The organism is Luteolibacter rhizosphaerae, assembly GCF_025950095.1.
GTDB classification, from domain to species: Bacteria; Verrucomicrobiota; Verrucomicrobiia; order Verrucomicrobiales; family Akkermansiaceae; genus Haloferula; species Haloferula rhizosphaerae.
Genome location: NZ_JAPDDR010000004.1, coordinates 171,391 through 196,612, shown reverse-complemented (window position 1 = coordinate 196,612; position 25,222 = coordinate 171,391). Strand labels below are relative to the sequence as shown.

The following is a 25,222-nucleotide window of genomic DNA, read 5'->3' as shown; positions in this document are numbered from 1 at the left end:
CTCAGCCGGAAACTTACTTCTTGCCCTTCTCCGCCTCGGCCTTGGCGGCTTCATCCTCCTCTTCAACAACTTCGATTTGGCCGAAGTGGAGGAAGGTGCGGATGTGCGCACCAAGAGGCGAAGGCGAGGTGATGGTGTCGCCCTTCTTGATTTGTCTTCCCCCGAAGTGGATGCCCTTGGGGTCAATGACTTTGAACTTGCTCATGATGTGATCGGTTCGGGGTGTATGCCGGATCAGGCGAGGACGTTCGAGAGGTAGTAACCCGCACCAGCGGCAACGACCTTCTCGTCGGTGAACTGACGGGCACGCACGACGCGCGAGTCGATCTCGTTCTGATCGTAGGTGAAGGTGCTGATGCCCAGGGGGCCGGAGCCATCGGCTGCGGTCCAGTTGAAGGTGCGAGCCCAATTCAACTCCTGCGGATCTTGGCTGGCGACCGAGTAGGAGAAGAAGGCCTCGTCGGTCCACAGCGCGCCGAGAGAAGCGGCCTGCCCCTCATTGGCGACGTTGATCAGGTCGTTCGCGACCGCGATCTCGATATCCAAAGCCTTCTCGATCTCGGTCTTGGTGAGGACAGCATCCCGGGAATACTTGTAGAGCTCGATGAGCTCCGGCGCATACTTCAGGGCGTTGTAGACGTCCCGAGGCAGGGTGAGGAGGTTCGGATCGATTCCGATCGATGCCTGGATCGCATTCTTCGCAGCTTGGACATCGGCCCGGATCGTGGTGCCGGAGGTTGCATTCCACTTCACCGAGGGCGAAGAGGTTTGGGTGGATGCACGCGCGAGATTGCGCACGCGGATCTCGTGGTTCAGTGCCACCACCCGAACCGCCCGGCGCATGCCCGCCTGATCCGCGTTGAAGACGCTGGCGTAGAGCCGAAGCTCCATCTTATCCATCGGCTCTTCAATGCCGTAATCTTTGCACAGGAAGGTGTCGCTGGAGAGAGTGCTCTTCAGGCGCTTGAAGTCGCTCGACGGAGCACGCCGAATGTCGGTCGGAACATTCGTGAAGTTCGAGGTGTCGTAGACGTAGTAGGCCGATGCCATCTCATTCGAGTTGAACACGGGCGCGATACGTTGACCGACGAGTGGCAAGGCCGCCATATAGCGGACAGCAGCGCCGGAAAGGATCGGATTGAGGATCGGTGCCTTCATGTGAGGTCAGGTGTGTGTGCTAGGGATTGGCGGATCAGGTGGTGCGGAGCTGATCGACGATCTCGATCACGTCATTGTCGGCGGAGGTGCCTTGGGTGAGCTTGCGTCCGAGCGTGTTGCCCGAGGCGGCGGAGACAAACTTGCCGCCGGTGCCCCATACCACGAGGGCGCCCTTGGCGATTGCTCCGCCAGCGACCACCTTGATGGTGCCACCCCTGCCAAGCAGGCGGACGTTCACGTGCGGGTTGCCCGGCTGCTTCTGGAAGAGCACGCCGATTGCGGTGGCGGAAGAAGTAGCCAGCTTGACGGTGCCGTCGGCAGTGCCGAGTTCGACGAGATAACCCTCCTTGTTCAGGAGCGCATCGGTACTCTCTTCCGCGAAGGCCTTGTAAGCGGTGTCGGTGTAAGTTTCCACGATAGTGAATTGTGAGAGTTGAGGAAGTGGAGGAATCAGGCGGCGGAAAGTGTCGCGAGGTAGTCGGTGTAGGCCTTCGGATCGCTCGCGAAGATCAGCTCGCGAGCCTCTTCGATGGTCTTCGCATCGCCCGCGGTCACGAGCGCTTGAGCCTTGGTGTCGAGAGCGCCAGCAGTCAGGCGTTCGCCCTGGCCGGTCTTGATGATCGGCTTGTCGAGGCCTGCGCCCTTCTTCTCCAGACCCGCAAGGATCTTCTCAGCGAAGGTGTCCCCGGCGGTAAGGCGCTCGCGGTATTCCTTCTGCATCTCCTCGTCCTTCGCGGCGATGCGGCCATCGGCCACGGCGGCGGACACCAGATCGTTGGCGCGCTTCTCGGCGGCTTCCTTCACCTTCGTTTCGGCGGCGGTGAGCTTCGTCTTCAGGCCGTCACGCTCGGTGGTGAGGTCGGTGACGGACTTGGTAGCCGTGGCAAGGCTGGCTTTCAGCGCTTCGAGGGCACGGACGCCAGCAGTCTCGGCGTCGGCAGCGGCAGGATCAATCCCGAGGGATGCAAGGAGTAGCTTCATGGTGGCGGATGGCTGTTGATCGGTTGGATCGTCTGCCGCATTACTCGCGGCGATGGGAGGACTGTCCCGAAACGCGGGCTCGGTAACTAGTCCACCCACTGGCCCCCTATCCGGAAGTCCCACGGGAAAGCCATTTTTGTCCAGATAGACCTCCGGCGAGAAGAAGCGCACATCTCGGCTCTCAACGGCTCGGCGCCCTGAACCCGACCAGTCGACAGCCATCATGATCCCCTTGCCCGCTTCATAGCGGAATGACTGGGGATAGGAGCTGACCGGATACTTTCGGGTATGCTCGAAGTCGGTCCATGGGCCGACGTTCTTGGTAAGACGCTCGGCCAAAGATGCCTGCAAATTGGCCGCTGCTTCATCCCCGCGTTCCGCAGGAACATTCACCTCGATACCCTTCGGATGGCTCTGCGGCGTGATCCTGTGCTTTCCCTCGGGGATGAATACGATCTCCCGAGGCGCATCGCCCGCCGGAATCTCGCAGAATAGACCGCCAATCACCAAGTCACGTTCCATGAGAGCGATGAAGCCACCACCATTGGTAAAGCTCCACGCGACTCACTGGCCCCCGGCGAAGAGGAGGCGTTGAATCGCTGCCTGCCCTGCCGCCTGGATCGCGGACTCGTCCGGTAGGATCTGCGGATCAGGGCGGTGCCGGGTCATCTTCTTCAGAACGTAGAGCAAATCTCCGCCGGGCTTCGGCACGATGCGCGTCTTGCCCTTGTTCGGTCCCCTAGTGATCACCTTCTGCTGACCCTCCACCAGCACCCCAACAGTATCGCCTCGAGTGGTCGAACGGAGGAAGGCAAGAAGCCCTGCATACCGTGGCGCGACCGGGCGCTTGTTCACGAGCGGGACCTTATCGGAGGGAATGGCCAGCGCGCGCGTAAGCTTGCCTGTGAAGGTGCTGATCGACTTCCCGGGAGTCACCGTGCCGCCGCGATACCGAAGGCCGATGCCGAGCTCGTTGTAAGTGATCGTGGCACCGTTCTCGTCCGCCTCGCTCTCGATCGAGTTCTGCACCCGCTCCCAGAAGTTCGTGCGCGTCTCCTCGACAACGTAGCGATCGTGGATTCGCTGCCGGGCAAGCGCCGCCACCGCTTCGCCGATCACGGCATTCGTTTTTGCTCGGTCCTTTGCCACCTTCTGCACGACCTCAAGCCGTGCTTTCGGCGCTGCCGCATCGATGCTGATGGAGACCTTCACGCTCATGCTTCCTGCAGGGTGATGGTGATACGGCGCGTGCGGACGTCCTGCTTGAAGTCGGCGACCTGAAACTCGGTGCCGCCCACGTACACAAAGCCCGGCTTCCCCGGGCGGATGGCGGAGATATCCTTGGCGGTCTTCACGCCACGCACCTGGACAATCACGGTCCAGCCCTCCCCCGCCCCGTCGTGGATCGCCAACGCCTGCGAGAGACGCGGCACCCAATCCCACCCGGCGACATTGGCCGGGATGTTCAGGCGACGATTAGCAAGCCCGCGGATGAGGCCCACGGCCTGCGCCGGATCGAGAGAGAACGCGCGCCAGAGTTCGTCTGGCTGCTTCGCGGTCACAATGCGGTCAAAGAGCTTCCGCAGTGTGGTGCGTGCCTCGATCTCGTCCGGAGTGGCGCCGTCATCCCACTTCTCCAACTCGTCGCGCTGGGTAAGCGTGTCGTATCCCTCCGGCGCCGGCTTATCCCATACTTCCTTGAGCTTCTCCGCCGTCATGGGCCGGGTTCCGTCCGGGTCCGTGAAGATCATCTTGTCACCGTCCCACTCACCGAAGCGCCCGAGCGATTCCTCGAGCGATTTTCGGAGCACCGGATCCGACACTTGGGGCGTGGCCTCCAGCCCTTCGTTCATCGACTTCACCACCGGCTCAAGCGCGGGGTCTGCAGCATCGAGTTTCAGGCCGAGCCGATCGCCCTCGGCAATGTCCACGGCAACCACCCCGACACCCGAGCCCCAGTCGTAGGGCGGATAGGGTTGATCGAAGATGGAGATCGCCTGCCAAATCGGATCGTTGAGCGGTGCCACGCAGAAGACGTCTTCAAGTGGATCATCCGCCAGTGGGTTCGGGCTCCCGACGGCCACGGCCTTTGTGTTCTCCCCCAGCTCCGCCATTGCCTGCCGCCACCGGGCGACCCATGGGCGTTTTTCATCCCGGGCGGAGATCCGCACCAGGCGCTGGAACGGCCAAACGTCGATCAGCGTCTGCTTCTTCACCCACTGCGCATGCCCGCGGGCCATGGCGATGTTGGTATCGAGCACGGTGCGGATGCGGGCGGCGCTGGAAAGATCCTCCAACCCTCCGGCCTTACCTTCCCCAGGCTGATAGCCGACGTCGCGGAGGTAGAACCAAAGCTCCTTCTCGACCTGATCGATGCCCTTATTTCCTGCGAGAATGTCATCAAGCCCGGTCCGAAACTGCTGGAGGATTTCCGCATCGGTCACGCGCGACATGAAGAAGGCGCGCTCGCGGATTTCCCGCGGCACGTCTGCCCACTGCTGGCTGGTGAGTTCGGCCGGCAGGTTCTCCCGCCGCGCGAAGCTGCGGAATGCCTGGGTGAATTGGTCCTCGGTGGCCATCAGTCGACGTCTTTCTTCGCCGAGTTGATCCAAGCCGCGCCCATCAGATCGGCGATGGCATCCGCATCGATGATGCCACCCTTCGCCGCGGCCTTCTCCATCCGCTTCAGCAGCGCCTTGAGTTCGGCAGGGAGATGGCTCGCTTCGCTTGCGGCGACCTTCTCGGGATCCTTCTCCGCGACTTCGTCGTCCTCGTCCTCATCAGGCTGGACAGGCTGCCCATCGGGCCCGAGCTTCGGCGGTTCGGGAACGGGCTGCGGTTCGGGAACGAGCAATTCCTCGCCCTCGGCTGGCATCGGCAGCTTGTGCCTCTCGTAAAACCAAGCCTTCGCCACCGGCACCTTGCCGCTCAGGATACCGAGGGCGTTGTCACGCTCGGCAAGCTTTTGCTCATCGATGGGTGCCTCGAACTTCGCCCAGATGCCCGGGATGTCCTTCCGGCGGTCGCCGTAGTTGAGGGCCACGATCGACGGCGCAAACTGGTGGGTCAGCACCTCCCCGGCGAAGTCGCAGACGCCCTTTAGGATCTCCTGTCGGACCTGCATGTGGACCGTGCCAAGCGCTTGGCTGCCCTTGTCGCCCTGCGAGCTCGTGAGGGTCTGCCCGAGGATGAAGATGTCGCATTGCTCGTCGGCCAGCTTGAGCAGCTCCCGCTGGACCAGCGAACTTCCGCCGCCGGCCTCGTTGAGGAACTCCATCTTGGTGCCCTTTGGGAACGCGGCCCACCCCTCGGTGCCAATGCGCCGCATCATGGCCATGATCTCCGCCTTCGCGGTCGGATCTCCCGCCTCATACTCGGCCCACCGGAACGGCACGCCGAAAAGCTGCGCATACTGCATCAGCCACTTCAGCCCGTAGACGGCCGCCATCCAGTAGCCGGTGAGCGCCCGGAGGGGCGCGGCAATCGTAGGGTGCCCCGAGTGCGCGCCGTTCACTCCGACAAGGAAACGGTGCTCAGGAAAGTCCTCGAACGCCTCATGCATCCCCTCTCCCCCGGTGCGGTCAAGCATCAGGCGGTCTTCGTCCTGATCCCAATACGGGTAGCCGTAGAAGCGGGGCGGCAGGGTCTTGGAGCACTGCGGCAGCCAGCGGTGGCCCTCGACCTCCGTCTCTCCGCCCGCCTTCATCCAGATGGATTCCTTCTGCCAGTGGATCTCGCCCACATAGTGACCCATGAAGTAGCCGAGAGTGATCTCCTCAAGCGTGCCCTCGAAGCCTTTCAGCCCCTTGATCATGTCGGGCTTCATGCCCCAGATCGAGTCTTCCACGAAGCGGGCCAGCTTCTCCGAGGCGGCGGTCGGCTTCTTCCCGCGTGGAGCCCAAGCATTGACCTGCCAAGGGGCGTTGCGTACTGCCAGCTTCACTTCCCGCAGTGCCTTGGACAGGTGCGGCCACGTGTCGATCATCGCTTGGAAGAGAAGCTGCTGACGCTGCATGTCGCCCGTGAGAGAACCGGCCAGCGTCGCCTTCATCTCCGTGGGAAGCTGCTCGCGCTCGATCAGCTCGCGCATGCGGTCCTTCGCCTGCGGCACGATGATAGAGTCCCCATATCCGGAGAAGGACGGCACAGGCGCGGTATCCGCCGCGGTGATCAGTTGATCCCGGCGAGGCGGAAGCGCGGAGCCGACGGGGGCGCAGGTATTTCCCATGCCGCGAGCGTGTCACCCTCGGGAGAAGCCCGCACGGGGCGACACTGGCCCCCTCACGGCGCAGTGAACTGGTCGCGGTAAGGCCCGAGGTGATCTGCAGACGAGTGGACCGTCATCCAGTCGAGGTAGACCGTTCCAGTGCCGCGGAACTTTAGGCGGCCGTTACAGCCCACGGTGCCACCCATGAGCATGGGAGGCGAGGAAAGCACCGAGCGCGGCAGCACCTCCAGCACGCCGGAGCCGCCATTGTCGTCGCTGATCTGGTCGGCGGCGGTTTTGTAGCTCCCGCCCCACTGCAGGAGTTCCATCTTGATCTCAGTGAAAGCCCAGCCCGCAGGCTCGCCTTCGAGAGAGACGGTTCCATAGACCGATTCCGTGGCCGGATCGAAGGCGCTGGTGATCCCCGCAAATGCACCCAGCCCGCCGAATTCGGATTGAGCGGACTGGAAGGAAACGACCCCGGTGTTTGTCAGGATGTCCAGCTTCTTCACCGTCCTGCCGTTACGGGTCACGGTGGACCACGCCCACGTCGCCGTCCCGCTGTCTACCTGAATGCGCGCCGCATAGCAGACGGTGGGGGATCCCTCGGTTCCCGTTCCGGTGAGTAGTGGATTACCATTCGGATTCTGAGCCGTGGCGTTGAGCGCGGTGCTGAAGAAGGAAGCATCGGCCCAGGCGGGCTCGAAAGAAACTCCGGGGATCGTGGCGATCACGTTCGCCAACGCTTGCCCCTGCCGACTCGCGACCCAGTCGTAGCAGTGGCCGGGGGCCAGCGTGTCGAACTTGGACGCGAGCGCATAGCCGGGGTTTCCGGGATCCTCGCCGATATCGTTGATATTGCAGAAGTAGAGCTTCGGATTGGACGGGCAGAAGGTGTTCTCCAGCCAGCTGTTATACCCGAGCCGCTTTGGCAGCACGACGGTCTCGTCTACCGGGGTAGTCGAATACAGCCGCGGCCCCTGGCTCATGATAACAATGGCGGCGAAGTTGGCCGCTAGCAGCCCGTTCACGAACGACGTCATCCTTGCTTGCACGGTGGCCAGCGAGGCTCCGGCGGCGAAGTCATTCCCGCAGCCTCTCAAAACCACGAGCGATGAAGAAGCGACCGCGCCGTAATCCGCGATCAGCTTGGGCAGGCCCGTGTCGGTGTTCGTCTCGATCTGGTCGAGGCGGGCACCTGCAGCGCCGTAGCAATAGAGACGGGATTGAGCGTTGGGCGTGCCGTAGGAATTGCGGCCATGGGCAAGGGCCCGGCGCATCCGCACGCCTGCCGTGCTCCAATGGGAGCGGGCGGTCAGTGCGAAGTTGTTCGTGCTGGTGTTGTAGCGGGCGCCGTAGACCGTGTGGGAATCGCCGATCGACAGCATGCGAACGATGGGCGTTACAGCTCCACCAGTGCGGATCAGGGGTTGAAGCCGCGAGGGGATCTCATCGGGCGCGAAGTGCACCGGGCTATGGCAGGCGTGGTGCATGGCCTTAGCTGTTGATAAGCACGCGGGCAGCGGCGGCACCGGCCCTTACCTTGATCACGGGCCCGGGCGGGTAGATGATCCGGGCGTCTTCCTTCCCTCCCTGGTAGAGCACCGCCCACGAAGGCCCGCCTGAGGCCGTGTTTTTGACCAGCACCGTGCAAGGGTTGTCGCAGGTGAGGCCGAGCGGAGCCAGCGGGGTTACGGCAAGCTCGGAGGATTCGGCATTGGCGGCGAGCGCGGCGGTCAGGACTTCGGCCATGGGTGGAGGCTGTCAGGAGCCTTCGCTACCGGCACGCCGTGGCAGTGGCCCCCGCATCTCACTCCGGCGGCACCTCCCACCCGTTCCGCCGGAGCACCCACTCGTAGTGATCAATCCAGTAGCATTGGTCCCGCCCAGGCACCTTCTCGAGCCCGCGGGCCCATGACAAGCGCTTGATCACATACCGACGGACCCGCTCGTCCGGCTCCCGTATCCACTGGCCGCTGCGGGTCTGGTATTCATCGCCGATCTCCACGTTCCACCACGGGAGATCCCAGCGCTTCCCGTCCACCTCGATGACCAGCCTCTGGGATTCTGGCTGCTCGATCACCTTGCAGCGCGCGTGATCAGGGAGACCGGCGGGCAGAGGGTAGTTGCGACTGGCCCGCGTCCACCCGTCCATGCCGGGAAATGGCTGTATCGGTCTGGTGCCTGCCATCCGTTACGGTAGCAACGAGATCAGGACTCGCAACGGGTGGCGCGGTCTTTCAGATTGCCCCCGTGAAGCTCGCCCTGCACCGATCCATCACCTTCTGGTCCGGCATCCTCGTGATGGGTTTTATCTGCTGGGCGTGGCGGGATTCCTACAAACATTGGACCTTCCTTGAATTCAAAGGGGGGCAAGTCACTCCCTACAGCGGTTCTATATTCCTCGTTCGCCAGAAAGCCGTTGTCGATAGCTCATTCACTCGCACGGAGGCAGGTCCTTTCATGCAGCGCTTTGATCATTTCCTTTGGCCCACTTTCATTACGGGAGCCCAGGCCGCCTCGCGATTTAACGATAAAGACTGGTGGGAGAAGTCCGATGCGGACGAGACCTTAGAGTACGAGATGATAATGATGCTCGTGGGAGGACGTCCCAACGATTGGGCGCTTTCGATGCCATACTGGTCCCTTCTATGCGCCGTAGCTCTCCCATGGTCCGCCCTGCTGCTCTGGCGAGCGAGGCGGAGAAAGAGGCTCGTCGGATTGGACCGCCAATGATCTCCTCGCCCATACTAGCTATCCTGCGCGTTGCCTTTGTCATCATCCTTGTGGGATCGACGATCGCAACATTAGTGGCAGATCCCTACCTGCGGCGATGGGCGGCGAGGGTGATTGCAAACCCTCTCTTGGTCGACGCCACCTGCTGGGCACTCCGACTGACAGTGTGGGCTCTCCCGGTTCTTGTTTGGAGACGGTTCCTACGAATCGGGTCGTTTCGCCTGCCCCTTACCAGAACGGTTTTTCTCGTTCTTCCATACCTGCTACTTAATGTGGCTTTCTTTCGCGGTTTCCCAGCCGGTTACCCGGTGGCCCACATGCTTTGCGTGGCATTGGCCGTGGCCACTTGGGAAGAACTTGCTTTTCGAGGCTATGCCCTCGCTCATTGGGAGGTTCACCCGCAGCTGGCGATCCTTGTGTCAGCGTTAGGTTTTACTTTCCTCCACTGGGGCTTCTCACCGGCAAGCCTGGTCACCGTATTCTTCGCCGCAACCGCATTCGGCATTGTGAGAGTTATTTCGGGAAGCTTGGGGTGGTGCATCCTTATTCACGCTCTCACGAACTTCCTCGCAGAGGGCGCCAAGCCGCCCGATTGGGCGGTACTGCCCGTCGCAGTTTTGGCCAGTGCGGCGACCCTCAGCGTTCTGTTGCGCCATCCCAACCTGAGGAAAAAAGGATCAGGGATCTCCCAATCGCAAGTCTGAGCCCCGGTCGCCGGGGACATGATCGCGCCACGATGCTCGACGATCTAGCGATCGCGGGGCTGCTGTAGGGGTTCCCCGGCCCGCGGCTGCAGGGTAGCAGAGGGGTCAAGGCTACGCAGGGCGATGGCTCAGCTCAAAGTTGAAGCAGACGACCTAACAAATCTTGCTCGACTATTAGATACTATACCGTATCTAAAGCTCTTCCTCCCATGGCAGACCCTTGTATCGCACACGAGACCACCGGATACCATGGCACCAGCTCAGAGGCAGCCCGCGATATCAAGGAGGACAAAAATTTCCTGCCCAGCGACGGGGACGACAAGTGGCTTGGGCCCGGTGTGTATTTTTTCGAAGACGGGATTTCGAACGGGAAGGACGACGCGAAATCCTGGGGTTACGTAGCAGCGTGGGATAACGACGAGGAGTGCTTGAAATACCGCGAATATGCGGTGGTGAAGGTAGCCCTCTCCATGAAAAAAATGCTAGATCTCACAACCTTCGAGGGTCTGAAGTTTTTCGAGTATGCTCGGCGAGAGTTCAGAGGTCGTGCTCGTCCAAAGTATGGAGAGCCTCAAAGCGGCAGAAAATTTGATAATTCCGTTATAAATTTTTGGGCCTCTATGTTAAAATTTGATGGTTTGAGAGGGTGGTTTTTCACGAAACTATCGAGGGACTCGAGATACTTTTGGGTGGAATCAGGCATTCCAAATACAACGATTATTTGCATCCGGGATCATGCTACGTGCATTTCGCTTGACCGCGTTGAAATCGTAGCCAATGGGTCTACCAACCGCTGAGGGCTGTGCTATGGACTTTGAAACTTTAAAAAAAGAATTCGACGAGATGTTCGCGGCGGTCTCGGACGAAGCGCTGGTTGCTGCCTTTGCAGAAATGGGATGCGAGATTGAGATCATCCCTCGGACCCCGTCACAATGGGTGACTTCACCTCTCGTGGATGTGAGCTGCGGTCTTACCGAAGACGTTTTCGCACGTGGTGAATCGTTGATTACGACCGGGGGTTGGGGCCGGTTCGAAACGGTTGGAAAGCCGGCTGGCCGCCACTGGAGTGACCAGACATTTGTTGATGATTGCGACATTCAAGTTGCCGATTCTAACGAACTTGCATTGGCTGCATAGTCCTCAATGAAGCTCCAGCTCAAGAAGAACGTCGCCACTCAGATGGCGCTAAGGGCGGCTTCCGAGGAAGAGGAATCCCATGACGGATACGATCTTGCTCATCGTACGCTGTTCACTGAATCCACAAATACTTTCGAGGTCCAGTTCCGCCTTACACTCACAATAGCAAAGTCCTCTCATGCAGGTGCTCAGCACTTCGAAGTGGAATATTCTTCTTTCTTCGAAACTGACGAAGAGTTCGACGAGGAGTTCAAGAATTCCGCTTTCGTGAGGGTAAATGCGCCTGCCATCGCCTTTCCGTTCATTCGAAGCTACGTAGCTCATGTCACGCTGATCGCTGGATACGAACCTGTGATTCTTCCATCAGTGAACTACCGCGTACCCGACGAGCTAGCAAAGCCACAGGTCTAATGGCTCAGTGTGACACCCCACACGCCGCAAAGTTCACTTCCCCTCCATCTCCCGCGCCACCCTCAGAACCGCGAGCACCACAGAGCGCCATGGGCCATGTGGTAGGCGTTGAGCGGCTTGGGCACCTCGATGCGGACCTCGACCGGCCTGACCTCCTTGTCCTCCCCGTTCCAGTCCCACTCATGGCGCATGAAGTTCACCAGCATGTCGCGGGCGATCCGCTCGGACTCGGTGGCCGGGGCCTGCCCGTTGTACGCTGAAGGGCGCAGCTCGACCACCATATCGAGCGCGAAGTCATCGCGGATGCCGACCTTGAAGTAGTGCCTGGGGTTCATGGGAGTGAACGCCCGGATCGCTACAACCGAAAAAATGCGCCGTCAAGGGGGGTAGTGTAGGGGTATGCGTTGGACAACCCGCGGCTCTAGGCCACTATCCCGGCGTTCGCTCTGGGGAGAGTTGAACCAACCGAAGGGCGGCCGTCGTGAGAAAACGGTCGCCCTTCATCCTCCGGGCTTAGGGCTTCTCGAGCTCCCGAGCCACCCCTTCGAGGATCCGGCCCTGAGCTTCGATGACCTCGGTCTGCAGCTCCAGCCGCTCGGCGAACTGCCGGATCGCCTCCGCCGTCGAGCCGGTCACGCGGGTCTGCTCGGTGGTGACACGCAGGATCTCCGTGGTGAAGGCCTTCTGGTCCAAGTAGGAGCGTTCCGCCTGCGCCTTGCGCTCCTCGTCGATGTTGTTGCCCCACACGATGGCAAAGGCACAGAGGATGCCCACAGGGCCGTAGTATTTCGCGACGTGGATGAGCCAAGGCGGCATGGGTTTGGGTGGTGAAGGGTCGGGTGCGATCGGCAGAGATGGAGAGTCGGCGGTCATGGCATTACCAAGTGGCGTTGGTTCCGCGGGTGTCGATGTGGACGAAGGTCGAGTAGAGCCCGAGCCCACCCTTGAACTTACCCTCGGTCCGCCACTTCTTCAAAAGCTCGAAGACCGCCCGCGGGCTGTGACCTGCGACCGCGATGTCGAGGGCGAGAAACTTCATGTGATAGCTCTTCGTGGCCGCCCCGGAGATCGCGGCATTGTAGGCCGGGCTGCGGTAGCTGGAGAGGATGGTGACCGCGCGCCCGAAGTGCTTCCGCAGGGCAACGACGATCCGGAGCGTCGGCACGATGTTCGCCCACAGGTCGCGGGCCGGGTAGTCGTTGCTGACACCGCGGCGGGTCACCTCGAAGTAGCTGGTGAACTCGTCGGCGCTGAAGTGCTCGAAGCCTTGCCGGGCGAACCACTGGTTGAAGTCTTCGCCTTGGATCGGGTGGGGATTGGTAGCCATACGCGGGGTGTGGGGTCGGAAGATGTAGCTGTAGATGGAAGAGAAGGGTTTCACCGGAGTGCGAAGTAGAGGGCGGTGACGACCGCGACGAAGGCGAGGATCACGAGAGCGTCCCGGATGAAGACCACGAGATCCGGAAGCGAGCGCTTCATTTGCCGGAGGATTGAGAGGGAACCCGGAAGTAGTAGCGGGCCGCCACCGCTGCCGCCCCTGCAGCACGATCGGTGAGCGCGTAGCTGCTGCTCTCCACCTTCGTGCCGTCCTCCAGCACGCGGGTCGTCTTGGTGGTCGCGCAGCCGGTAAGCAGCTTCACGATCAGCGCCAGCACGCATACGGCGGTTAAGGAGCAGAGGGTCTTCATGCCACCACCGTGCCCGATCGCCCGCCACCATCCACCCGAGGCACTGGCCCCCGCCTAGAAACCGGTCACAGGATCGGAGGCGAAGGGTGAGGTTCCAATGGCGCTGTCCTTCACAGTCTGATGGGTAAGCGAGCCCGAGAGGCGAGATCCGCACATGATGGCACCGAGGTAGGAATCCGCCCGGTCTGGGGATTTCGCGCCCCGCTTTTTCATCGCCTCCTTGCTTTCGATTCGCAGGCGCCCGCGGCTATCCCATTCCACGCGCCGCGTGGTCAACTGCTCGAAAAGCTGACTGCTAAACTGATCACGCGGCCCAAGGTGAAGCTTCCCCCGCTCGATCAGGCGACACCCTTCGATCCACACCTGAGAAATCAGGTTCGCATAGTTCTCGGGATCCAATGCTGGCTGGCCGCCATGAAACTCGTTCGCGCGGAACTTCTCCTCCGCCATGTCCTTTAGGATCACGTTGCCCATGCCGTCGGCATCCCCCCACACCTGCCCTGCCGGTATTCGCAGCTTGCTCTGGTAAGCATCAATATGCCGGCGGCGGCTCTGCACTGTGTTCGCCTCCCTCCACGCGTCGTGGAGCTTAACCACGTTCCCGTGTCGGTAAGAGATTGTGTCCTCATCCCCGCCCGCCGCAAAGTCCGAGAAGCCCACAAGTTCGCCGCTTGGGTCCGGATGCGCCTGTATCAGGAAGGCATGGATCAGGGCCTCCGGAGTGATCGCGACGCGGTTGTCGAGGGAGGTAAACTCCGCAAGGTGCATCGACCGGTAGAGCGGTGAATCCTCTCCAAGTTCCTCCCGGTCGAGATCACGCTTCCGCGGGTCGATGTGCGGGCATTGGTCAGACCGCACCTTGAGTGTGAAGTAAAGCCCGGCGTGTTTGTGAAACGCCTCGTAAAAGCGACCGGCGGGCTCGCCTGGACTCGATGTCCAAAGCTGGAACTTCCGGGTGCACCGCTGGAATGCGCCGAAGATGTCATCCGGCACACCCTTTGCCTCGTCAACGATGATGAAGACTGGATCCGTGAGCGCATTGATCTTCGGATGCCAGCCCTCCGCTCGGTTCGGGTCATTGGTCGAGAAACCGATCGCACCGCCGATCTTCATGTCCCGTCCTTCCGGAGTGGTAACGACGCACTCGCTTCCCCTTCGCACGATCCAGCCTTTGTTGTTCTTCCTCAGCGCGGAGAGCGCTGGCCAAAGCTGGTTTTTGAGCTGGTTCCACGATCCGGAGGTGACCACCACCCACCCAAGCGGATACTTCCGAAGGAACCACGAAACGGCCACAGCCACGAGGTCACTGGTCTTGCCTGAGCCGTTCGCAGCCGCCACGGCCACAGGCTTCCCACCGGTCTCCTGCAGCCCTATAGCCTCCAGTGCGTCGATTTGCCAGTCGTAGGGGCTCCTACCAAGTTCGAGGACCGCATGCTCGGCAGGAGTGAGGGAGTAGAGACTCATCACGCTCCGTCTTTGATCGCCGCCCGCCGCTCTCGAATCCTCTCAACCTGGGCGATCTGCTCAGGGGAAAGCGTGCTGGCAGTGACCAGCGGTCCGCCCTCGGGTCCGCTGTGCTCCAGCTTGTCCCGAAACATTCCGAGGTGGCGCCCGATCAGCTCGAGTTGCTGAGTCTTCCCGGCGAGCTTCAGGGTGAAGTTGCCGGCCTTGTCCCATGACCAACCGACAATGCACCGGCGAACGTCTTCAGGAAGCTTCGCGATGTCTTCAGGCCCGCGAATCTCCGCCGAGCCTATTGCGGCAGGGTCATAGAAGGCCATGGACGCGAGCTCCTTCAGGACCGCATCGGCCGTCACCTCAGTCCGCTTCTCGCGCTCTGCCATCAACCTCTGAACTTCCGTCGCGATCTCAGGTTTCTTCAGGTTCTCCTCTCCGATCGCACCGGCCGTCCTCTCGCTGTATCCCGCACGGATTGCCGCCCGGGTGGCGTTCAGATCGACCAGATACTCGCGACAGAAGGCTCGCTGCTTCGGGGATAGGCCGCGCTCGGGCTTCAGGCTTCCTCCCTTGGCCAGCGCCTTCCCCTGCTTCGCTTTCTTCGTGACCGCCATGGTTGTAGTACGTCGGAAGGCTCAGAGCAGGTCAATCGGGCCCGATGGCCCCCTTCATGTGGCCGCAAATCGCGTTGAGCCCCTCAAGCTTCCGTTGGGTTTGGCGGTTGCATTCCTCCTGCACTCTGAAAGCGCGGGTGAGCGCCCGCTTGCATCGGAGCTGGGCGGCTAGAACGCCTCGGACGCGGCGGCGGAACTCTTTGGAATCTTCATCACTCATGGCGTTTCACTGGCTTCTGTTTCCGGTCCGCGATCTTCACCCCTAGAACCCGGAGAACACCGAGTACGACCTTCTTTCCATAGAGCGCCTGCTCGGGGTCCTTCGTGTAGAGCGGGAACTTCTTCCGCTTGCCCACCACCTTGGATCCCACCTGCAGGGTGCCGCGAAGCATGAAGCCTTTATGCTTCTCCGGGGACAGGTGGTGCATGGCGGTTAGCTTCTTCGGCGGGCGTGGAGGACGCTTCAGGATCGCGATCACAGCGGCCTGCTGCGCGCCTGTTGGGACCGCCTTTCCAGACTCCCACCGCTTCCACGTACTGCGTGAAACCGGCACCAGATCCGCCGCCTCCTGCTGGGTGAGATGGCGAGCTTTCCTAAGAGCAACAAGGGATTCCCTGAAGCTAAGTTTTTTCGCGGGCGCGGCCTGAAATGGTTCAGATTGGACCATGCGATGAATCATCATGCAGATCGTTGGGTAATGCTCTTCTCACGAGTGGCCCCGGATGCGGGGGATGACTTCTTCACCGTGGCTCTCCCCATGGCTACGTTTGCGGCGCTCGTGGCGATGGATTCCCCGCACTCGACAACCACCAGGTCGAAACCGCCGGGATTGCTCGGGTAGCTGCCGACCGTCACGCAGACGAAGTGCCGCCCCCGCTCGCGTAGCCACGCGGCTTGATCGGGATTCAGGGGCAGCCTGTGCACGGTCATTTCCTTGGGATTCCTTCGGGCGATCAGTTCCGGTGCTGGCGGTCGCGACCGCTGCTCCGCTTCTTGGCTTTCTCCCTCTCTGCCGCTTCATCGGCGGCCTCCTGCTCTGCTGTCCGCTCTTTCGGATCGAAGGGCGCGAACGTCTGGATTTCCCCGACGAGACGGTAGTGCAGGGTTTCGTCCCGCTTGCCGTTCCGGTTCTTCTGGATCCGGATGCCATCGGCCCCGATGGCAAGGAGCACATCGGCATCCTGACCGATCGCTCGGGACTCGCGGAGTTGTCCGTTGTCGTTGAGTTGGGAGCCGGTGACGACCGGACAGCGGAGGAGCTTCGCAAGCTGCTTGAGCCCGCTCGATAGCTTCGACACCGCATCCTGCCGGTTCTCCGTCCGCTTCACCTCGACATCGAGGATTTGCAGGTAGTCGACGATCACGAGATCGAGACCGCCGTGAATCTCGGCCAGCCGCTGGCATTCGGCGTACAGGTAGGACAGGGACATTCGCGGCGTGTCGTCCAAGCTGAATGGCTCCTCAGCCAATAGCTTGAGCTGCGTCTGCATGCGGTTCATGTGTCCTTTCCCGGCGGACTTGGGGCTGCTGAGATGGTCCATCATGATCTTGCCGCGGTGCGATATGAGGCGGATGCCCACCTCCTCAACGGTCATTTCCGCGGAGAAGATCGCCACCCGCTTCTGGTTCGCGATGGCCGAGCACCCGAGCTGATACATGAGCACCGATTTCCCGCGGGAGGTTTCGGCAGCGATCACCCAAAGCTGGGCATACTTCATGCCGCCGGTGAGCTGGTCGAGATCTCCCATTCCGGTGGGAATGCCGGGTATGGCGCCGGCGTTGTAGAGCCTGTGGAGTTCCTGATCGACGAGGATTGCGACCTCTTGCGCCGTCTTCGAGCGATTCGGGCCCGCGAGAGCTTGTCTCATTTCCTCCTGCGTCGTCCGCAGCGCTTCGAGGGCTGCTTCCGGCGTCTTGGCATCGGCAGCCCAACGAAGGCCATCTTCCTTGATCCGTTCGATCCTGGCATTCGCGAGAGCGCGCACCCACTGCTTCCAGCCGCGCGGGTTCTCGTTCATCTCCCACATCTCGACGACCGCGGATTCGCCGCCCACGCCTTCGAGATCACCGGACGACCGAAGCTCTTCTGTCAGGCTGATGGCATCGATAGTGGCTCCGCTCCGGCTGAGAGTCGTGACCGCGAGGTAGACCGATTGCAGGCAATAGAAGTGATCCTCGCCGATGCCTTCGAGCAGCGCGCGCCTGCGCGTCTCCTCGTCCCGCATCATGAGCGATAGGACAGCCTTCTCCGCCAGCTTCGAGTGGGGAGGCTCAGATACGGGCGATTTCATGGGCAAGCTTCTGTCCGATTCCCGCGCTCTCCCGTCCGGCGCTGGCCTGTTTGGGCAAGACCTCCTTCTCCCACCGCTTGAGCTTCACCCACAGGTGAGCGCCCTTCGCGTATCCCTCGATCCAATCGCGCCCGAGTGCCCATGCGTCGAGAGCAGCTGCCACCGTCTCCAACGGCGGCCTGTCCGCCGGGGCAAGCTTGAGCCATTCCTTCGTGACCTGATCGCGTGACGAGCGCGAGCGACCCTCCTGCGGGTGACCCTTCCAGATGGCTTCCAGAATGGACCGCTCTTCCTCCGGCGCGTCCCCAAAGGGGACTATAGGGGATATACTATTAGGAGATGGAGATGGAGAGCTGCTCTTTGGCTCGGCCTTAGGTGTGGACTTGGCTGGTTGTCTGGCACCCGATCTGGCTGGATCCTCTGTCTTCGATTGTCGTTTTTCAACGCCTTTGCGTGCATTGGCGGATTGCTTTTCGCGAAATCGCAAGGAAGTAGAGCGAACTTCCTCCAATCTCCGGTTACGAAGGAGTCTGTCCTCTCCGCGGTGAAACTTCAGTTTCACGACAGCCAAATCGGAGCCAGAAATTCCGCTGGCTGCCGCCAACATCTCATCGTCATCAGGCAGTCCGCCGGTCTCCCACTGGTGGCAGAGAAGACGGAAGTATCCGCCCACCTGTGCCGCAGTGAAGAAGATAGTGCTCGCGAGGAAATCGCGTGCGTAGAGTTGGAACGCCGGGGGCGTCTTAGTGCTGGGTGTGCTCATCGAAGGTCTTCCGGGATGCGGTGGTAGTCGTGAAGTGCGGCGGCGTATTGTTTCCGGCGGGCGGCACGGACGCCGGCGCTTGAGCATTGCTCGATAGCAGCCAGCTCGCCCGCGAAGTGGCGCTCGTAGAGGATCTTCTCGTAGTTCATCTGCTGGGCCGGAGCGCCGATGATCTCCAGCCACAGTCCGGGACATTCGGCTTCCGCGGCGCGCATGGTGGCGAAGAACCGGTCCTCGAAGGCGGTGGCGCCCGCCCAAGGCCCCCGCCACACTGCGGCGATCCGCTGCATGACGGGGGTGGACAGATCGGCCGGGGCGCCCAGGCCCATTTCCAGAGCGAAGGCCAGATACTCCGGGTTCGGTCCCCGGAGCATCGCGGCCTCAACTTCAGGCCGGGCATGGAGGTCGATCGGCAAGGCTCAGGTGGTGGTGCCGGAGGGGATGGGGTGAAGCCGCCAGCCGCGGGATCCGGCCACGCTGCGGACAAGTTGATGGAGGTGCTGGCTCGTCACCCAGGTCTTGCCACCGAGGTGGTCGATCCAGCCTAACAGCGCCTCCGCATTCGGGATGCGGGTGAGCTCGATGTCATAGGTCGAGGGTCCGCTCTTGAGGTGAAGCCACCCGTCCCGCAGGAGCGCCAGTTGGCCTTCCGGGAACTCGATCTCCTGGCCGACATCCATGCTGCCTTCTCCGACAGCTCCGGGCTGCGGCTGCTGGCTGCGTTCAATTGCCGTGTCGGCGAGCAGGAACACGATCGGCAGCGCACGCTCCACAAACTCGGCATCGGCCAGCCGCCAGGAAGCGGAGATCTTGTCCTTACTCCGGAGCGGATTTTCCCGCACCGAGGCCTCGATGACCCGAAGCGCCTCGATCACAAGTTCGCAAGGATGCCCGTGCGACCTGCCGAAGTGCAGGGCGCGTCCGTTGATCGCTTCGATCAGCCAAAGGGGATGCTCGTTCTGTTCGATACCTCTGGCATCCTCCATCGCCGCGGCGAGCGAAACGGAGGCGAAGTAGATGAGGTTCGTCTGGTTGACGGTGTAGGGCGCAATGTGGGGCAGCACGGCGGACCCGGACGTGACCTTTTCGGGAGCCGGGTCCGGGAGAGGTGTGGCGCGCGGGCGAGGTTGGATAGATGCGGCGAAGCCGGGGATGAAAAGAATGATCATGCTTGGATGGAGGTTGATGATTTGGATTCAGGCGGGGGCATGGGCGTGCCGGTTGCATCGCCCTTGTGAAGGCCCTTCCACTTCTGGAGAGGCCACGGGTAGCGGGCACGGAGCGCTTCGAAGCGCAGCGGCGTGACCGTGCGGAGGTGCTGGTGATAGAAGCCGGGCTTCTCGGTCTGGACTTCGAGCCGGAGAGGGAGAGTCAAACCCTCCCCCGTCTCCAACTGCCGGAGCACTGCTTCGGTGCCAGCGGCAATGATCATCCGGGCAAGGCCGGTGCGGTTGACGTCGATCGCGTCCGCGATGGCTTCCACCTGGGCGGCCAGTTCGTCCGGCAGCTTGACCACGTTCCAGATGCGATCGCGGCCAATCTCGACCTCCGTGTCTTCGGACCGGCGACGAGCGGGCGACTTCTTCCCGCCGACGCCGCCGAAGACCTGCTTGCTGTCGGCGCGGAGACCGCGCTCGAAGGCTTCAAGCGAATGCAGACCCTTCACGCCGGCACCGCCTTTCTATCCTTGCGGCGCTTGGATTTCCGGAACTCGCCGATCTCCAGCTGAAGACAGAAGAGTACCATGTTCGCGAGCAGGCTGTATTGGCGATCGATCTTCATGCCCTTGGCACGGAGATTACGGATCTTGATCGCGAACTCGCTCCGGGTGCGCACGAGCTTGCCGTTACGTTCGGCGATCTTCCACCGGCGGGCATCGCGCTGATAATGGTCAGGAATTACCCACATCCGGACGAGGTGCTCTGATGTGCCATCCGAGATCCCGCCCGTATGGAAACGAGGCTCTTTTGGGGGAGTCTTCACTTCGAGGCCCCCCCTTCTACCATTCCCTCGAATTGAACGGTGCGCTCAAGGAGCCACACGGCATACCCGACACCTCCGAGGATCCACTCAGCCACGGTGATGCCCAATCGGTCGGTGAGCATCCTCACATACGGCCAGTGCTTTTTCTCGAACCGGACGCGGACAGTGATGTCCAATCCGAGTCCGAGCATTTGCCTAGAGAGCGATTTCGAGGCGGGAACACGCCCTCCTCCGCTGAACGAATGGGGGCGATTCCACAAAGCAGCGCGGCGCGTCACATCCGCCTCGCTCACCACATTCGTCGAACCGAGATGGAGGTCGAAAGAGTTGGAGGTATTCAGCAGCCGGAAGGCGTAGGTAGGGATGTCGAGGACGACGTCCACCATCTCCACCTCCACAATCCGTGTCTCCGACGAGTCAGAGATCGCGCACGGGATAAGCGGACGCTGCTTGATGCGGGGCGGGCGGTGATTGCCGCGGGCGGATTCAAAGACCGCGATCACTCAGCACCTCCCTCTACGGAAGCGGCGGCTTCCTGAATGCCGTTAGCGAGAGCACGAGCGGCACCGGGCCGGTCTCCAGCTTGAACGAGGGAGGCGACACGGCCGGCTGTCCCCTCGACTGCATCCTCTAACGCCTCCGCCTTGAGTTCCTGCTGGTAGCGGAAGGCGACACCGCGGAGCTTCTCGTAAAGCTCGTCCTTCTCCTGTGACGACCGGGTTTCTTCGTCCACATCGTGGTGGTTCTCCACCATGTCGAAGCCGATGCCTCCGAAGTCCACGTCGTTACGACCGCACAGGCCGTCGTTCACTTGTGCCTCTCCGATCCAACCCTCGACCCATTCGTCCGCATCGACGTTGCAAATCTTGGCGCACTCGCGGAGGTAGCGGACGGTCCGCTCGTTCAAGAACACCGGGAGCGTGCCGGTGGGCACCACCGCCAGCTTCAGGGGGATGGTGATCTCCTCCTTCGATTTGAAGTGATCGAAGACCGCGGCGCTGCCGGCCTTGATGATGTGCGAGAGGATAGTCGCTTCCGGGATCCCGGACTTCTCGAACTCCGCCATCTTCTGACGGGTGGAGAATCGCTCGGTCAGAGCTTCGCGGACGACCTCATCGGTCGTGATCAACTCCTCTCGCGAGACTTGCTTCACAAGCTCCCACAGCCATGTGGGAAGCGCGAATTCCAGATCTACCAGCGTCTCGCCGGTGACTTCTCCCTTGCCGGGTGCCGTTTGGGTGGTATTGCTCATTTGTATTGCGGTTGCCCCAAGTGGGGCGATTTCTCAAAATGGGGGGCCGGAAGGTCGAATCTCCGGCTCCCCGAGATTTACTTCTTGGCGGCTTTGACGGTCCGCTCGTTGAGTTTCTCGGTGATGTCACCGAGTCGGTATCGTATGGAACGCCCGTTCCCGAGCAGGTCCACTTTTGGAAGCTTGAGGGCGTCGAGGCCCTTCTGCGTGAGATCCAGAATCCCGCCAGCCTGCGCCGGGGTGATGAGGTCAAAGTCCGCCTTGTGAGCCGTGATCAGCTCGCGGACCACTGCCGCCTTGATCTCCTCGATGCCGCCTTGGGCGTCATTGATGGTGATGTTCACGGCGATCAGATAGCGGCGGGTTCGAAGTTTACAGGAGGGAGCGGCAGGCGTCCGGTTTCGCGGACCTCTGCCACGAGGCGCTCGACGGCCAGCTCGATAACCTTGGCTTCGCTGGTCAAATTGGCCGTTGCGATGGTTTCGAGCTGACCCGCCAGCGGATCAGGTAGGCGAGTGGTTTTGGTCTTCATGATTTTTATTCAGGAATTTTTGAACGGGTAGCGGTGGGGCATGTCTCAAGGGGCACAAAGCAAATCGAAGCACACCGAAGCAAAGCACATCATCGCCGTCAAAGCACACGGGAGATTTAGTTGCCGCCGCGCCACGCCGCAACCTAATTCGTGTGCGCGTGACGTGCAGTCGCGTGCTTTTATTCCCAAGTGATTAACAATGAAGGATAAAAAAAATACGAATCTCACCGTTCGGCTGGACGACGCCATGACCCAGCGCTTGGAGCGCTTCGAGAAGACGACTCCGATCGGGCGCGCTGAGATCACAAGGCAGGCCCTCGATGCCGTCCTTCGCCACTTCGAGGCTCATGGGAAAGTGGTCTTCCCTGTAGAGATCAGTCCAACCGAGCCCGATCTAGCAAACCCCTCAACCGCTGAAGCGGTCGAGCGCTACATGAAGACCAACCAGACGGCGCTCTTTAATAATTTCCTCAGGATGATGGAGGAGAAGAACGACAAGAAAATCAACCGCTTCCTAAACGAGACAGTTAGGCTGCAACGGGAAGCCGGTGAGCTGGCGGTCAGTGAGGTCGAACATTGGCCGGGGGAGTTCCTAACGAATCAAACGATTACCCTCGCTGGCGGAGTGTCGGCAGGAGAACCTGTCGGCAAAGTCGGTCGCCGCCTATTGCCGACCAACCACAATTTTCCGCCGGAATATTACGCCCTCCGGGTCTTTGGTTACCGCATGTTCCCGATCGTTTCGGACGGCGATATCATCATTGTAAGAGCGATTGAGAAAGAGATGATCGAGAAGGACCGGATCCAGGCGCTTGCTGTGGTGCGGGACCAAGAAGGCGAACTCCAGATTTTTGGCTACAACCGGAAGGAGGACAACGAATGGCTTGTCTCATTCGACCTTGAACAACCGCCAGCTCCCGACGTCAAAGACGTGCAGATCGAGGCTTTCTTCGTGCAATTTTACAGCCAAGGCAAACGCGAGAATGCGCCCGACGAAGTACTGGAACGGAGCTTTATCAAGCGGGCTCTTAAGGAAAAGCAGGAGAAGCTCGATAAAGGTAACTGGAAGGACATTTATTAGGTTGCTTCGAAGCTATTAAGAAACGGTTATCCAGTGTGACGGCGCAGGTCCGCTTTCGATACCTCGATTAATAAACCCATTGGAACGACCATACCTCAGCAATGGGAAGTATGAAGGGCAAACCGCGTGGATCAAAGGTGGTGAAGGCCGGGTCCGTGAAGATCCGTGTCCGCCCGTGGCAGCACCCCACCGCGAAGAAGGTTTACTGGCGGGCGACGTACATCGATTCCGAGGGCCGGACCCGTGATCTCACCCGCGCCGACCGCGCCGAGGCGATTCAAGCGGCCAGCGCCGTGGCCCGTACCATCCACAACGGCATGGTGGACCTCACCGAGTTGCCGCCGGAGAAGATCCGGATGGTGCGCGCGATCCTCGACCTCTCCCCCACCTGGGCGGACGTCGAGCGGTGGGGAGCAGAGCGCCGCATGCCCAAGCTCGGGGTGCGGAAGGCCGCGGAGCAGTTCATCGCCTTCAAGGAGAAGGAAAGCTCGAAGGGCCTGACAAAGCACCTCAAGAGCATGAGGAGCGATCTCTTCGTAATGGCCGAAGAGATGGGAGACGAGACTCCCCTCGCCCGCGTGCGCGCCACTGCGCTTGCCGAGTGGCTCGACGAGCTCGACGTCGGAGCGAAGCGCCGCAAGGACTATCGGGCGGCTTGCGTGCAGCTATGGACGTGGGCGCGGCGACAGGAGTTGATTGTCGTCTCGGGGGAATACACCGAGCCGGAGAAGTTGCCGATGCCGGAGGTGACGAAGAAGGACTACGTCCGGGTGCTCTCGAAGGAGGAGCTCGTCTTCCTTTTCAAGAACGTCCGCCAGGAATTCCTGCCATGGCTTGCGTTGGGTGCCTTCTCCGGGCTCCGCAGCGGCGAAATGCGAGCATGGAACAAGCCGGCACTCGACTGGTCCATGGTGAAGCTAGACCGCGGGCACATCGATCTTCCAGCCTCGATCTCCAAGACCGGACGGCGGCGGCTGGTCCCGATCTCCCCCACCCTCGCGGCATGGCTAAAAGAGTGTAAACCGCCGAAGGAAGGGCCGATCCTGCGAGAACCAGCATATGAGGATGAGACAGGCCGCCTTGGCCGTCTGCTCGACGAGCACTTCAAACGGGAGGAGGGCTGGCCGATGAACTGCCTCCGCCACTCCTACGGCTCCCACCGGGTGGCGCAGACCCAAGAGATCGGGAAGGTGGCGATCGAGATGGGTAACTCCGAGAAGATCATCAAGGACCACTACCTAGAGGTGCGGACGGAGGAGGAGGCGGAGGAATATTTCAATGTTCTGCCCGGAACAATTGGGGAACACAATCGCAAGTGATTGGTTTTCAATGGTTAAAAAGTGCCACCGGCCGGACTCGAACCGGCACGCAGGTTGCCCTGCAACGGATTTTAAGTCCGCGGCGTCTACCGATTCCGCCACGGTGGCAATCCCTCCTCCAGCGGATCTCCAAGGAGCCCGGAAGGCGGCGCGAGTATGTTCGCAAGAAGACCGGGGTCTAGTGGAATCCGGCGGGTGACGAAACCTCACAGGTGCCAAACGCAAGCCGGAGAACGTGTCATCAACCCCGCCCATTTCGTTGGCGTTTCGTAATATTCAGCCACTTGGAGGATTCTCTCCCCTTGATCCGGAGAAACTCCTCGCCTAGGTTCGCCGAATGGAAAGCGTTGAAAGCCTCCGCGAGAAGTTCATGGAGAACAAGCCGGCTCCCTTGCCCAAGGAAGCCTATGAAGGGGAACAAGCACGCCGCCGGCGGAGGTCGCTGGCCGAGACCCACGCGATTCCCAAGTGGGGCTGGACGCTGATCGGCATGGCCGTGATCGTCGTCGCCACCACCGCGATCTTCGCAGCGCTGGGTAAGGAGGCGATCGACGCCTCGAAGCCTGCATTCGTCCGCTGGGCCAGCGACTCGGTGATCGCCCTCGCGGCTCTGGTGGTCTACTTCCTGCCTGCGATCATCGCCCTGAACTACCGCATACGCCGGAGCGGCGCCGTGACGGTGATGAATCTGATGCTTGGTTTCACCGGTGGCTTCTACTGGCTCCTGATCGAGAACCACGCGGTGACACTCTACCTGCTCTGGGGCTTCAGCTTCTTCCTGTGGATGCTCACGCTGGTTTGGTCGATCGCCGAAGCGGAAACCCGCGACGATCACCACTACTCCCACTAAGGGCAGTCGGATCACTCTACGAAGGAAAGGGCGGGAATAAACTCCCGCCCTTTTCA

The 25,222-nt window shown here is 61.2% G+C and carries 36 protein-coding genes, 1 tRNA gene and 1 pseudogene; 8 read left to right on the top strand and 30 right to left on the bottom strand.

All coding sequences use genetic code 11. The annotated features are described in order from the left end of the window. Window positions 1-13: 13 nt before the first annotated feature. From OJ996_RS09095 to OJ996_RS09050, 10 genes are read right to left on the bottom strand one after another with little or no spacing between them, the layout of a single operon-like run. The gene (locus OJ996_RS09095; RefSeq protein ID WP_264513233.1) at window positions 14-205 is read right to left on the bottom strand and encodes a hypothetical protein; all 192 of its coding nucleotides are present in this window, start codon (window positions 203-205) and stop codon (window positions 14-16) included. Between the two features lie 29 nt (window positions 206-234). After that, on the bottom strand, window positions 235-1,158 hold the full coding sequence (locus OJ996_RS09090) for a hypothetical protein (protein WP_264513232.1): 924 nt from the start codon (window positions 1,156-1,158) through the stop codon (window positions 235-237). Window positions 1,159-1,192: 34 nt separating this feature from the next. Beyond that, window positions 1,193-1,573, bottom strand: a complete 381-nt coding sequence (locus tag OJ996_RS09085) for a hypothetical protein (protein WP_264513231.1) — start codon at window positions 1,571-1,573, stop codon at window positions 1,193-1,195. 35 nt (window positions 1,574-1,608) lie between these two features. Then, window positions 1,609-2,661, bottom strand: coding sequence for a phage protease (locus tag OJ996_RS09080; protein WP_264513230.1), 1,053 nt, complete (start codon window positions 2,659-2,661; stop codon window positions 1,609-1,611). A gap of 42 nt (window positions 2,662-2,703) precedes the next feature. Further along, entirely contained in the window at window positions 2,704-3,357 is a 654-nt protein-coding gene (locus tag OJ996_RS09075; protein WP_264513229.1) for a hypothetical protein, read from the bottom strand. Further along, window positions 3,354-4,718: a putative phage head morphogenesis protein gene (locus tag OJ996_RS09070; RefSeq protein ID WP_264513228.1), complete on the bottom strand. Its 1,365-nt coding sequence runs from the start codon at window positions 4,716-4,718 to the stop codon at window positions 3,354-3,356. The genes OJ996_RS09075 and OJ996_RS09070 overlap by 4 nt, the downstream gene beginning before the upstream one ends. After that, window positions 4,718-6,367, bottom strand: a complete 1,650-nt coding sequence (locus tag OJ996_RS09065; RefSeq protein ID WP_264513227.1) for a phage portal protein family protein — start codon at window positions 6,365-6,367, stop codon at window positions 4,718-4,720. The genes OJ996_RS09070 and OJ996_RS09065 overlap by 1 nt, the downstream gene beginning before the upstream one ends. Window positions 6,368-6,420: 53 nt before the next feature. Continuing rightward, window positions 6,421-7,839, bottom strand: a complete 1,419-nt coding sequence (locus tag OJ996_RS09060) for a hypothetical protein (protein ID WP_264513226.1) — start codon at window positions 7,837-7,839, stop codon at window positions 6,421-6,423. Between the two features lie 4 nt (window positions 7,840-7,843). Continuing rightward, window positions 7,844-8,098 (bottom strand): hypothetical protein, encoded by a 255-nt coding sequence (locus tag OJ996_RS09055; RefSeq protein WP_264513225.1) that lies wholly within the window; start codon window positions 8,096-8,098, stop codon window positions 7,844-7,846. 58 nt (window positions 8,099-8,156) lie between these two features. Beyond that, a complete protein-coding gene (locus tag OJ996_RS09050; RefSeq protein ID WP_264513224.1) occupies window positions 8,157-8,501 on the bottom strand; it encodes a hypothetical protein in 345 nt (114 codons plus the stop codon). Window positions 8,502-8,599: 98 nt separating this feature from the next. Here OJ996_RS09050 and OJ996_RS09045 point away from each other — a divergent pair, with 98 nt between their 5' ends. The 5 genes from OJ996_RS09045 (at window position 8,600) to OJ996_RS09025 (ending at window position 11,334) form a co-directional block, all read left to right on the top strand. Continuing rightward, on the top strand, window positions 8,600-9,082 hold the full coding sequence (locus tag OJ996_RS09045) for a hypothetical protein (protein ID WP_264513223.1): 483 nt from the start codon (window positions 8,600-8,602) through the stop codon (window positions 9,080-9,082). Next, the gene (locus tag OJ996_RS26350; protein ID WP_319800685.1) at window positions 8,998-9,786 is read left to right on the top strand and encodes a CPBP family intramembrane glutamic endopeptidase; all 789 of its coding nucleotides are present in this window, start codon (window positions 8,998-9,000) and stop codon (window positions 9,784-9,786) included. The genes OJ996_RS09045 and OJ996_RS26350 overlap by 85 nt, the downstream gene beginning before the upstream one ends. 209 nt (window positions 9,787-9,995) lie before the next feature. Next, a complete protein-coding gene (locus OJ996_RS09035; RefSeq protein ID WP_264513222.1) occupies window positions 9,996-10,583 on the top strand; it encodes a hypothetical protein in 588 nt (195 codons plus the stop codon). Window positions 10,584-10,593: 10 nt separating this feature from the next. After that, window positions 10,594-10,923: a hypothetical protein gene (locus OJ996_RS09030; RefSeq protein WP_264513221.1), complete on the top strand. Its 330-nt coding sequence runs from the start codon at window positions 10,594-10,596 to the stop codon at window positions 10,921-10,923. Window positions 10,924-10,929: 6 nt separating this feature from the next. Then, window positions 10,930-11,334 carry a protein-export chaperone SecB gene (locus OJ996_RS09025; protein WP_264513220.1) on the top strand — a complete coding sequence of 135 codons (405 nt, stop codon included), beginning with the start codon at window positions 10,930-10,932 and terminating at the stop codon, window positions 11,332-11,334. A gap of 62 nt (window positions 11,335-11,396) precedes the next feature. Here OJ996_RS09025 and OJ996_RS09020 read toward each other — a convergent pair whose 3' ends face one another. The 19 genes and pseudogenes from OJ996_RS09020 to OJ996_RS08935 all read right to left on the bottom strand — a co-directional run bounded on the left by OJ996_RS09020 (window position 11,397) and on the right by OJ996_RS08935 (window position 21,916). Next, on the bottom strand, window positions 11,397-11,669 hold the full coding sequence (locus tag OJ996_RS09020) for a hypothetical protein (protein WP_264513219.1): 273 nt from the start codon (window positions 11,667-11,669) through the stop codon (window positions 11,397-11,399). 178 nt (window positions 11,670-11,847) lie between these two features. Continuing rightward, on the bottom strand, window positions 11,848-12,150 hold the full coding sequence (locus OJ996_RS09015) for a hypothetical protein (RefSeq protein ID WP_264513218.1): 303 nt from the start codon (window positions 12,148-12,150) through the stop codon (window positions 11,848-11,850). A gap of 61 nt (window positions 12,151-12,211) precedes the next feature. Beyond that, window positions 12,212-12,715 (bottom strand): D-Ala-D-Ala carboxypeptidase family metallohydrolase, encoded by a 504-nt coding sequence (locus tag OJ996_RS09010; RefSeq protein WP_264513217.1) that lies wholly within the window; start codon window positions 12,713-12,715, stop codon window positions 12,212-12,214. Window positions 12,716-12,809: 94 nt separating this feature from the next. Continuing rightward, window positions 12,810-13,022, bottom strand: coding sequence for a hypothetical protein (locus tag OJ996_RS09005; protein WP_264513216.1), 213 nt, complete (start codon window positions 13,020-13,022; stop codon window positions 12,810-12,812). A 54-nt stretch (window positions 13,023-13,076) separates the two neighbouring features. Continuing rightward, window positions 13,077-14,486, bottom strand: coding sequence for a DEAD/DEAH box helicase family protein (locus OJ996_RS09000; protein ID WP_264513215.1), 1,410 nt, complete (start codon window positions 14,484-14,486; stop codon window positions 13,077-13,079). Beyond that, window positions 14,486-15,094 carry a terminase small subunit gene (locus tag OJ996_RS08995; protein WP_264513214.1) on the bottom strand — a complete coding sequence of 203 codons (609 nt, stop codon included), beginning with the start codon at window positions 15,092-15,094 and terminating at the stop codon, window positions 14,486-14,488. The genes OJ996_RS09000 and OJ996_RS08995 overlap by 1 nt, the downstream gene beginning before the upstream one ends. 212 nt (window positions 15,095-15,306) lie before the next feature. Continuing rightward, window positions 15,307-15,522, bottom strand: coding sequence for a hypothetical protein (locus OJ996_RS08990; protein WP_264513213.1), 216 nt, complete (start codon window positions 15,520-15,522; stop codon window positions 15,307-15,309). Between the two features lie 42 nt (window positions 15,523-15,564). Further along, window positions 15,565-15,762, bottom strand: a pseudogene (locus OJ996_RS26550) (helix-turn-helix transcriptional regulator); the annotation flags it as partial. Window positions 15,763-15,773: 11 nt separating this feature from the next. Beyond that, a complete protein-coding gene (locus tag OJ996_RS08985) occupies window positions 15,774-16,019 on the bottom strand; it encodes a hypothetical protein (RefSeq protein ID WP_264513212.1) in 246 nt (81 codons plus the stop codon). Between the two features lie 29 nt (window positions 16,020-16,048). Continuing rightward, the gene (locus OJ996_RS08980) at window positions 16,049-17,386 is read right to left on the bottom strand and encodes a replicative DNA helicase (protein WP_264513211.1); all 1,338 of its coding nucleotides are present in this window, start codon (window positions 17,384-17,386) and stop codon (window positions 16,049-16,051) included. Further along, window positions 17,367-18,149, bottom strand: coding sequence for a YdaU family protein (locus tag OJ996_RS08975; RefSeq protein WP_264513210.1), 783 nt, complete (start codon window positions 18,147-18,149; stop codon window positions 17,367-17,369). The genes OJ996_RS08980 and OJ996_RS08975 overlap by 20 nt, the downstream gene beginning before the upstream one ends. Further along, a complete protein-coding gene (locus OJ996_RS08970) occupies window positions 18,146-18,565 on the bottom strand; it encodes a hypothetical protein (protein WP_264513209.1) in 420 nt (139 codons plus the stop codon). Before OJ996_RS08970 ends, OJ996_RS08975 begins: the two co-directional genes overlap by 4 nt. 3 nt (window positions 18,566-18,568) lie before the next feature. Continuing rightward, window positions 18,569-19,318: a hypothetical protein gene (locus tag OJ996_RS08965; protein WP_264513208.1), complete on the bottom strand. Its 750-nt coding sequence runs from the start codon at window positions 19,316-19,318 to the stop codon at window positions 18,569-18,571. Continuing rightward, window positions 19,315-19,815 carry a hypothetical protein gene (locus OJ996_RS08960; protein ID WP_264513207.1) on the bottom strand — a complete coding sequence of 167 codons (501 nt, stop codon included), beginning with the start codon at window positions 19,813-19,815 and terminating at the stop codon, window positions 19,315-19,317. The genes OJ996_RS08965 and OJ996_RS08960 overlap by 4 nt, the downstream gene beginning before the upstream one ends. After that, complete coding sequence (locus OJ996_RS08955) at window positions 19,812-20,057, bottom strand: hypothetical protein (protein WP_264513206.1); 246 nt, start codon at window positions 20,055-20,057, stop codon at window positions 19,812-19,814. Before OJ996_RS08955 ends, OJ996_RS08960 begins: the two co-directional genes overlap by 4 nt. 71 nt (window positions 20,058-20,128) lie before the next feature. After that, complete coding sequence (locus tag OJ996_RS08950) at window positions 20,129-20,635, bottom strand: hypothetical protein (protein ID WP_264513205.1); 507 nt, start codon at window positions 20,633-20,635, stop codon at window positions 20,129-20,131. Beyond that, a complete protein-coding gene (locus OJ996_RS08945) occupies window positions 20,632-21,384 on the bottom strand; it encodes a hypothetical protein (protein WP_264513204.1) in 753 nt (250 codons plus the stop codon). The genes OJ996_RS08950 and OJ996_RS08945 overlap by 4 nt, the downstream gene beginning before the upstream one ends. Before the next feature lie 77 nt (window positions 21,385-21,461). Next, entirely contained in the window at window positions 21,462-21,728 is a 267-nt protein-coding gene (locus OJ996_RS08940) for a hypothetical protein (RefSeq protein ID WP_264513203.1), read from the bottom strand. A gap of 5 nt (window positions 21,729-21,733) precedes the next feature. Continuing rightward, window positions 21,734-21,916, bottom strand: a complete 183-nt coding sequence (locus OJ996_RS08935) for a hypothetical protein (RefSeq protein WP_264513202.1) — start codon at window positions 21,914-21,916, stop codon at window positions 21,734-21,736. A gap of 199 nt (window positions 21,917-22,115) precedes the next feature. Between OJ996_RS08935 and OJ996_RS08930 the strand changes: the two genes are divergently transcribed. Both OJ996_RS08930 and OJ996_RS08925 read left to right on the top strand, forming a co-directional pair. Next, window positions 22,116-22,997: a S24/S26 family peptidase gene (locus tag OJ996_RS08930; RefSeq protein WP_264513201.1), complete on the top strand. Its 882-nt coding sequence runs from the start codon at window positions 22,116-22,118 to the stop codon at window positions 22,995-22,997. Window positions 22,998-23,152: 155 nt separating this feature from the next. Then, window positions 23,153-24,316 carry a tyrosine-type recombinase/integrase gene (locus OJ996_RS08925; protein ID WP_264513200.1) on the top strand — a complete coding sequence of 388 codons (1,164 nt, stop codon included), beginning with the start codon at window positions 23,153-23,155 and terminating at the stop codon, window positions 24,314-24,316. Window positions 24,317-24,338: 22 nt separating this feature from the next. Here the strand turns inward: OJ996_RS08925 and OJ996_RS08920 are convergent. Further along, window positions 24,339-24,424 (bottom strand) — tRNA-Leu (locus tag OJ996_RS08920). A gap of 229 nt (window positions 24,425-24,653) precedes the next feature. Between OJ996_RS08920 and OJ996_RS08915 the strand changes: the two genes are divergently transcribed. Continuing rightward, window positions 24,654-25,166 (top strand): hypothetical protein, encoded by a 513-nt coding sequence (locus OJ996_RS08915; RefSeq protein ID WP_264513199.1) that lies wholly within the window; start codon window positions 24,654-24,656, stop codon window positions 25,164-25,166. The last annotated feature ends 56 nt before the right edge of the window (window positions 25,167-25,222 follow it).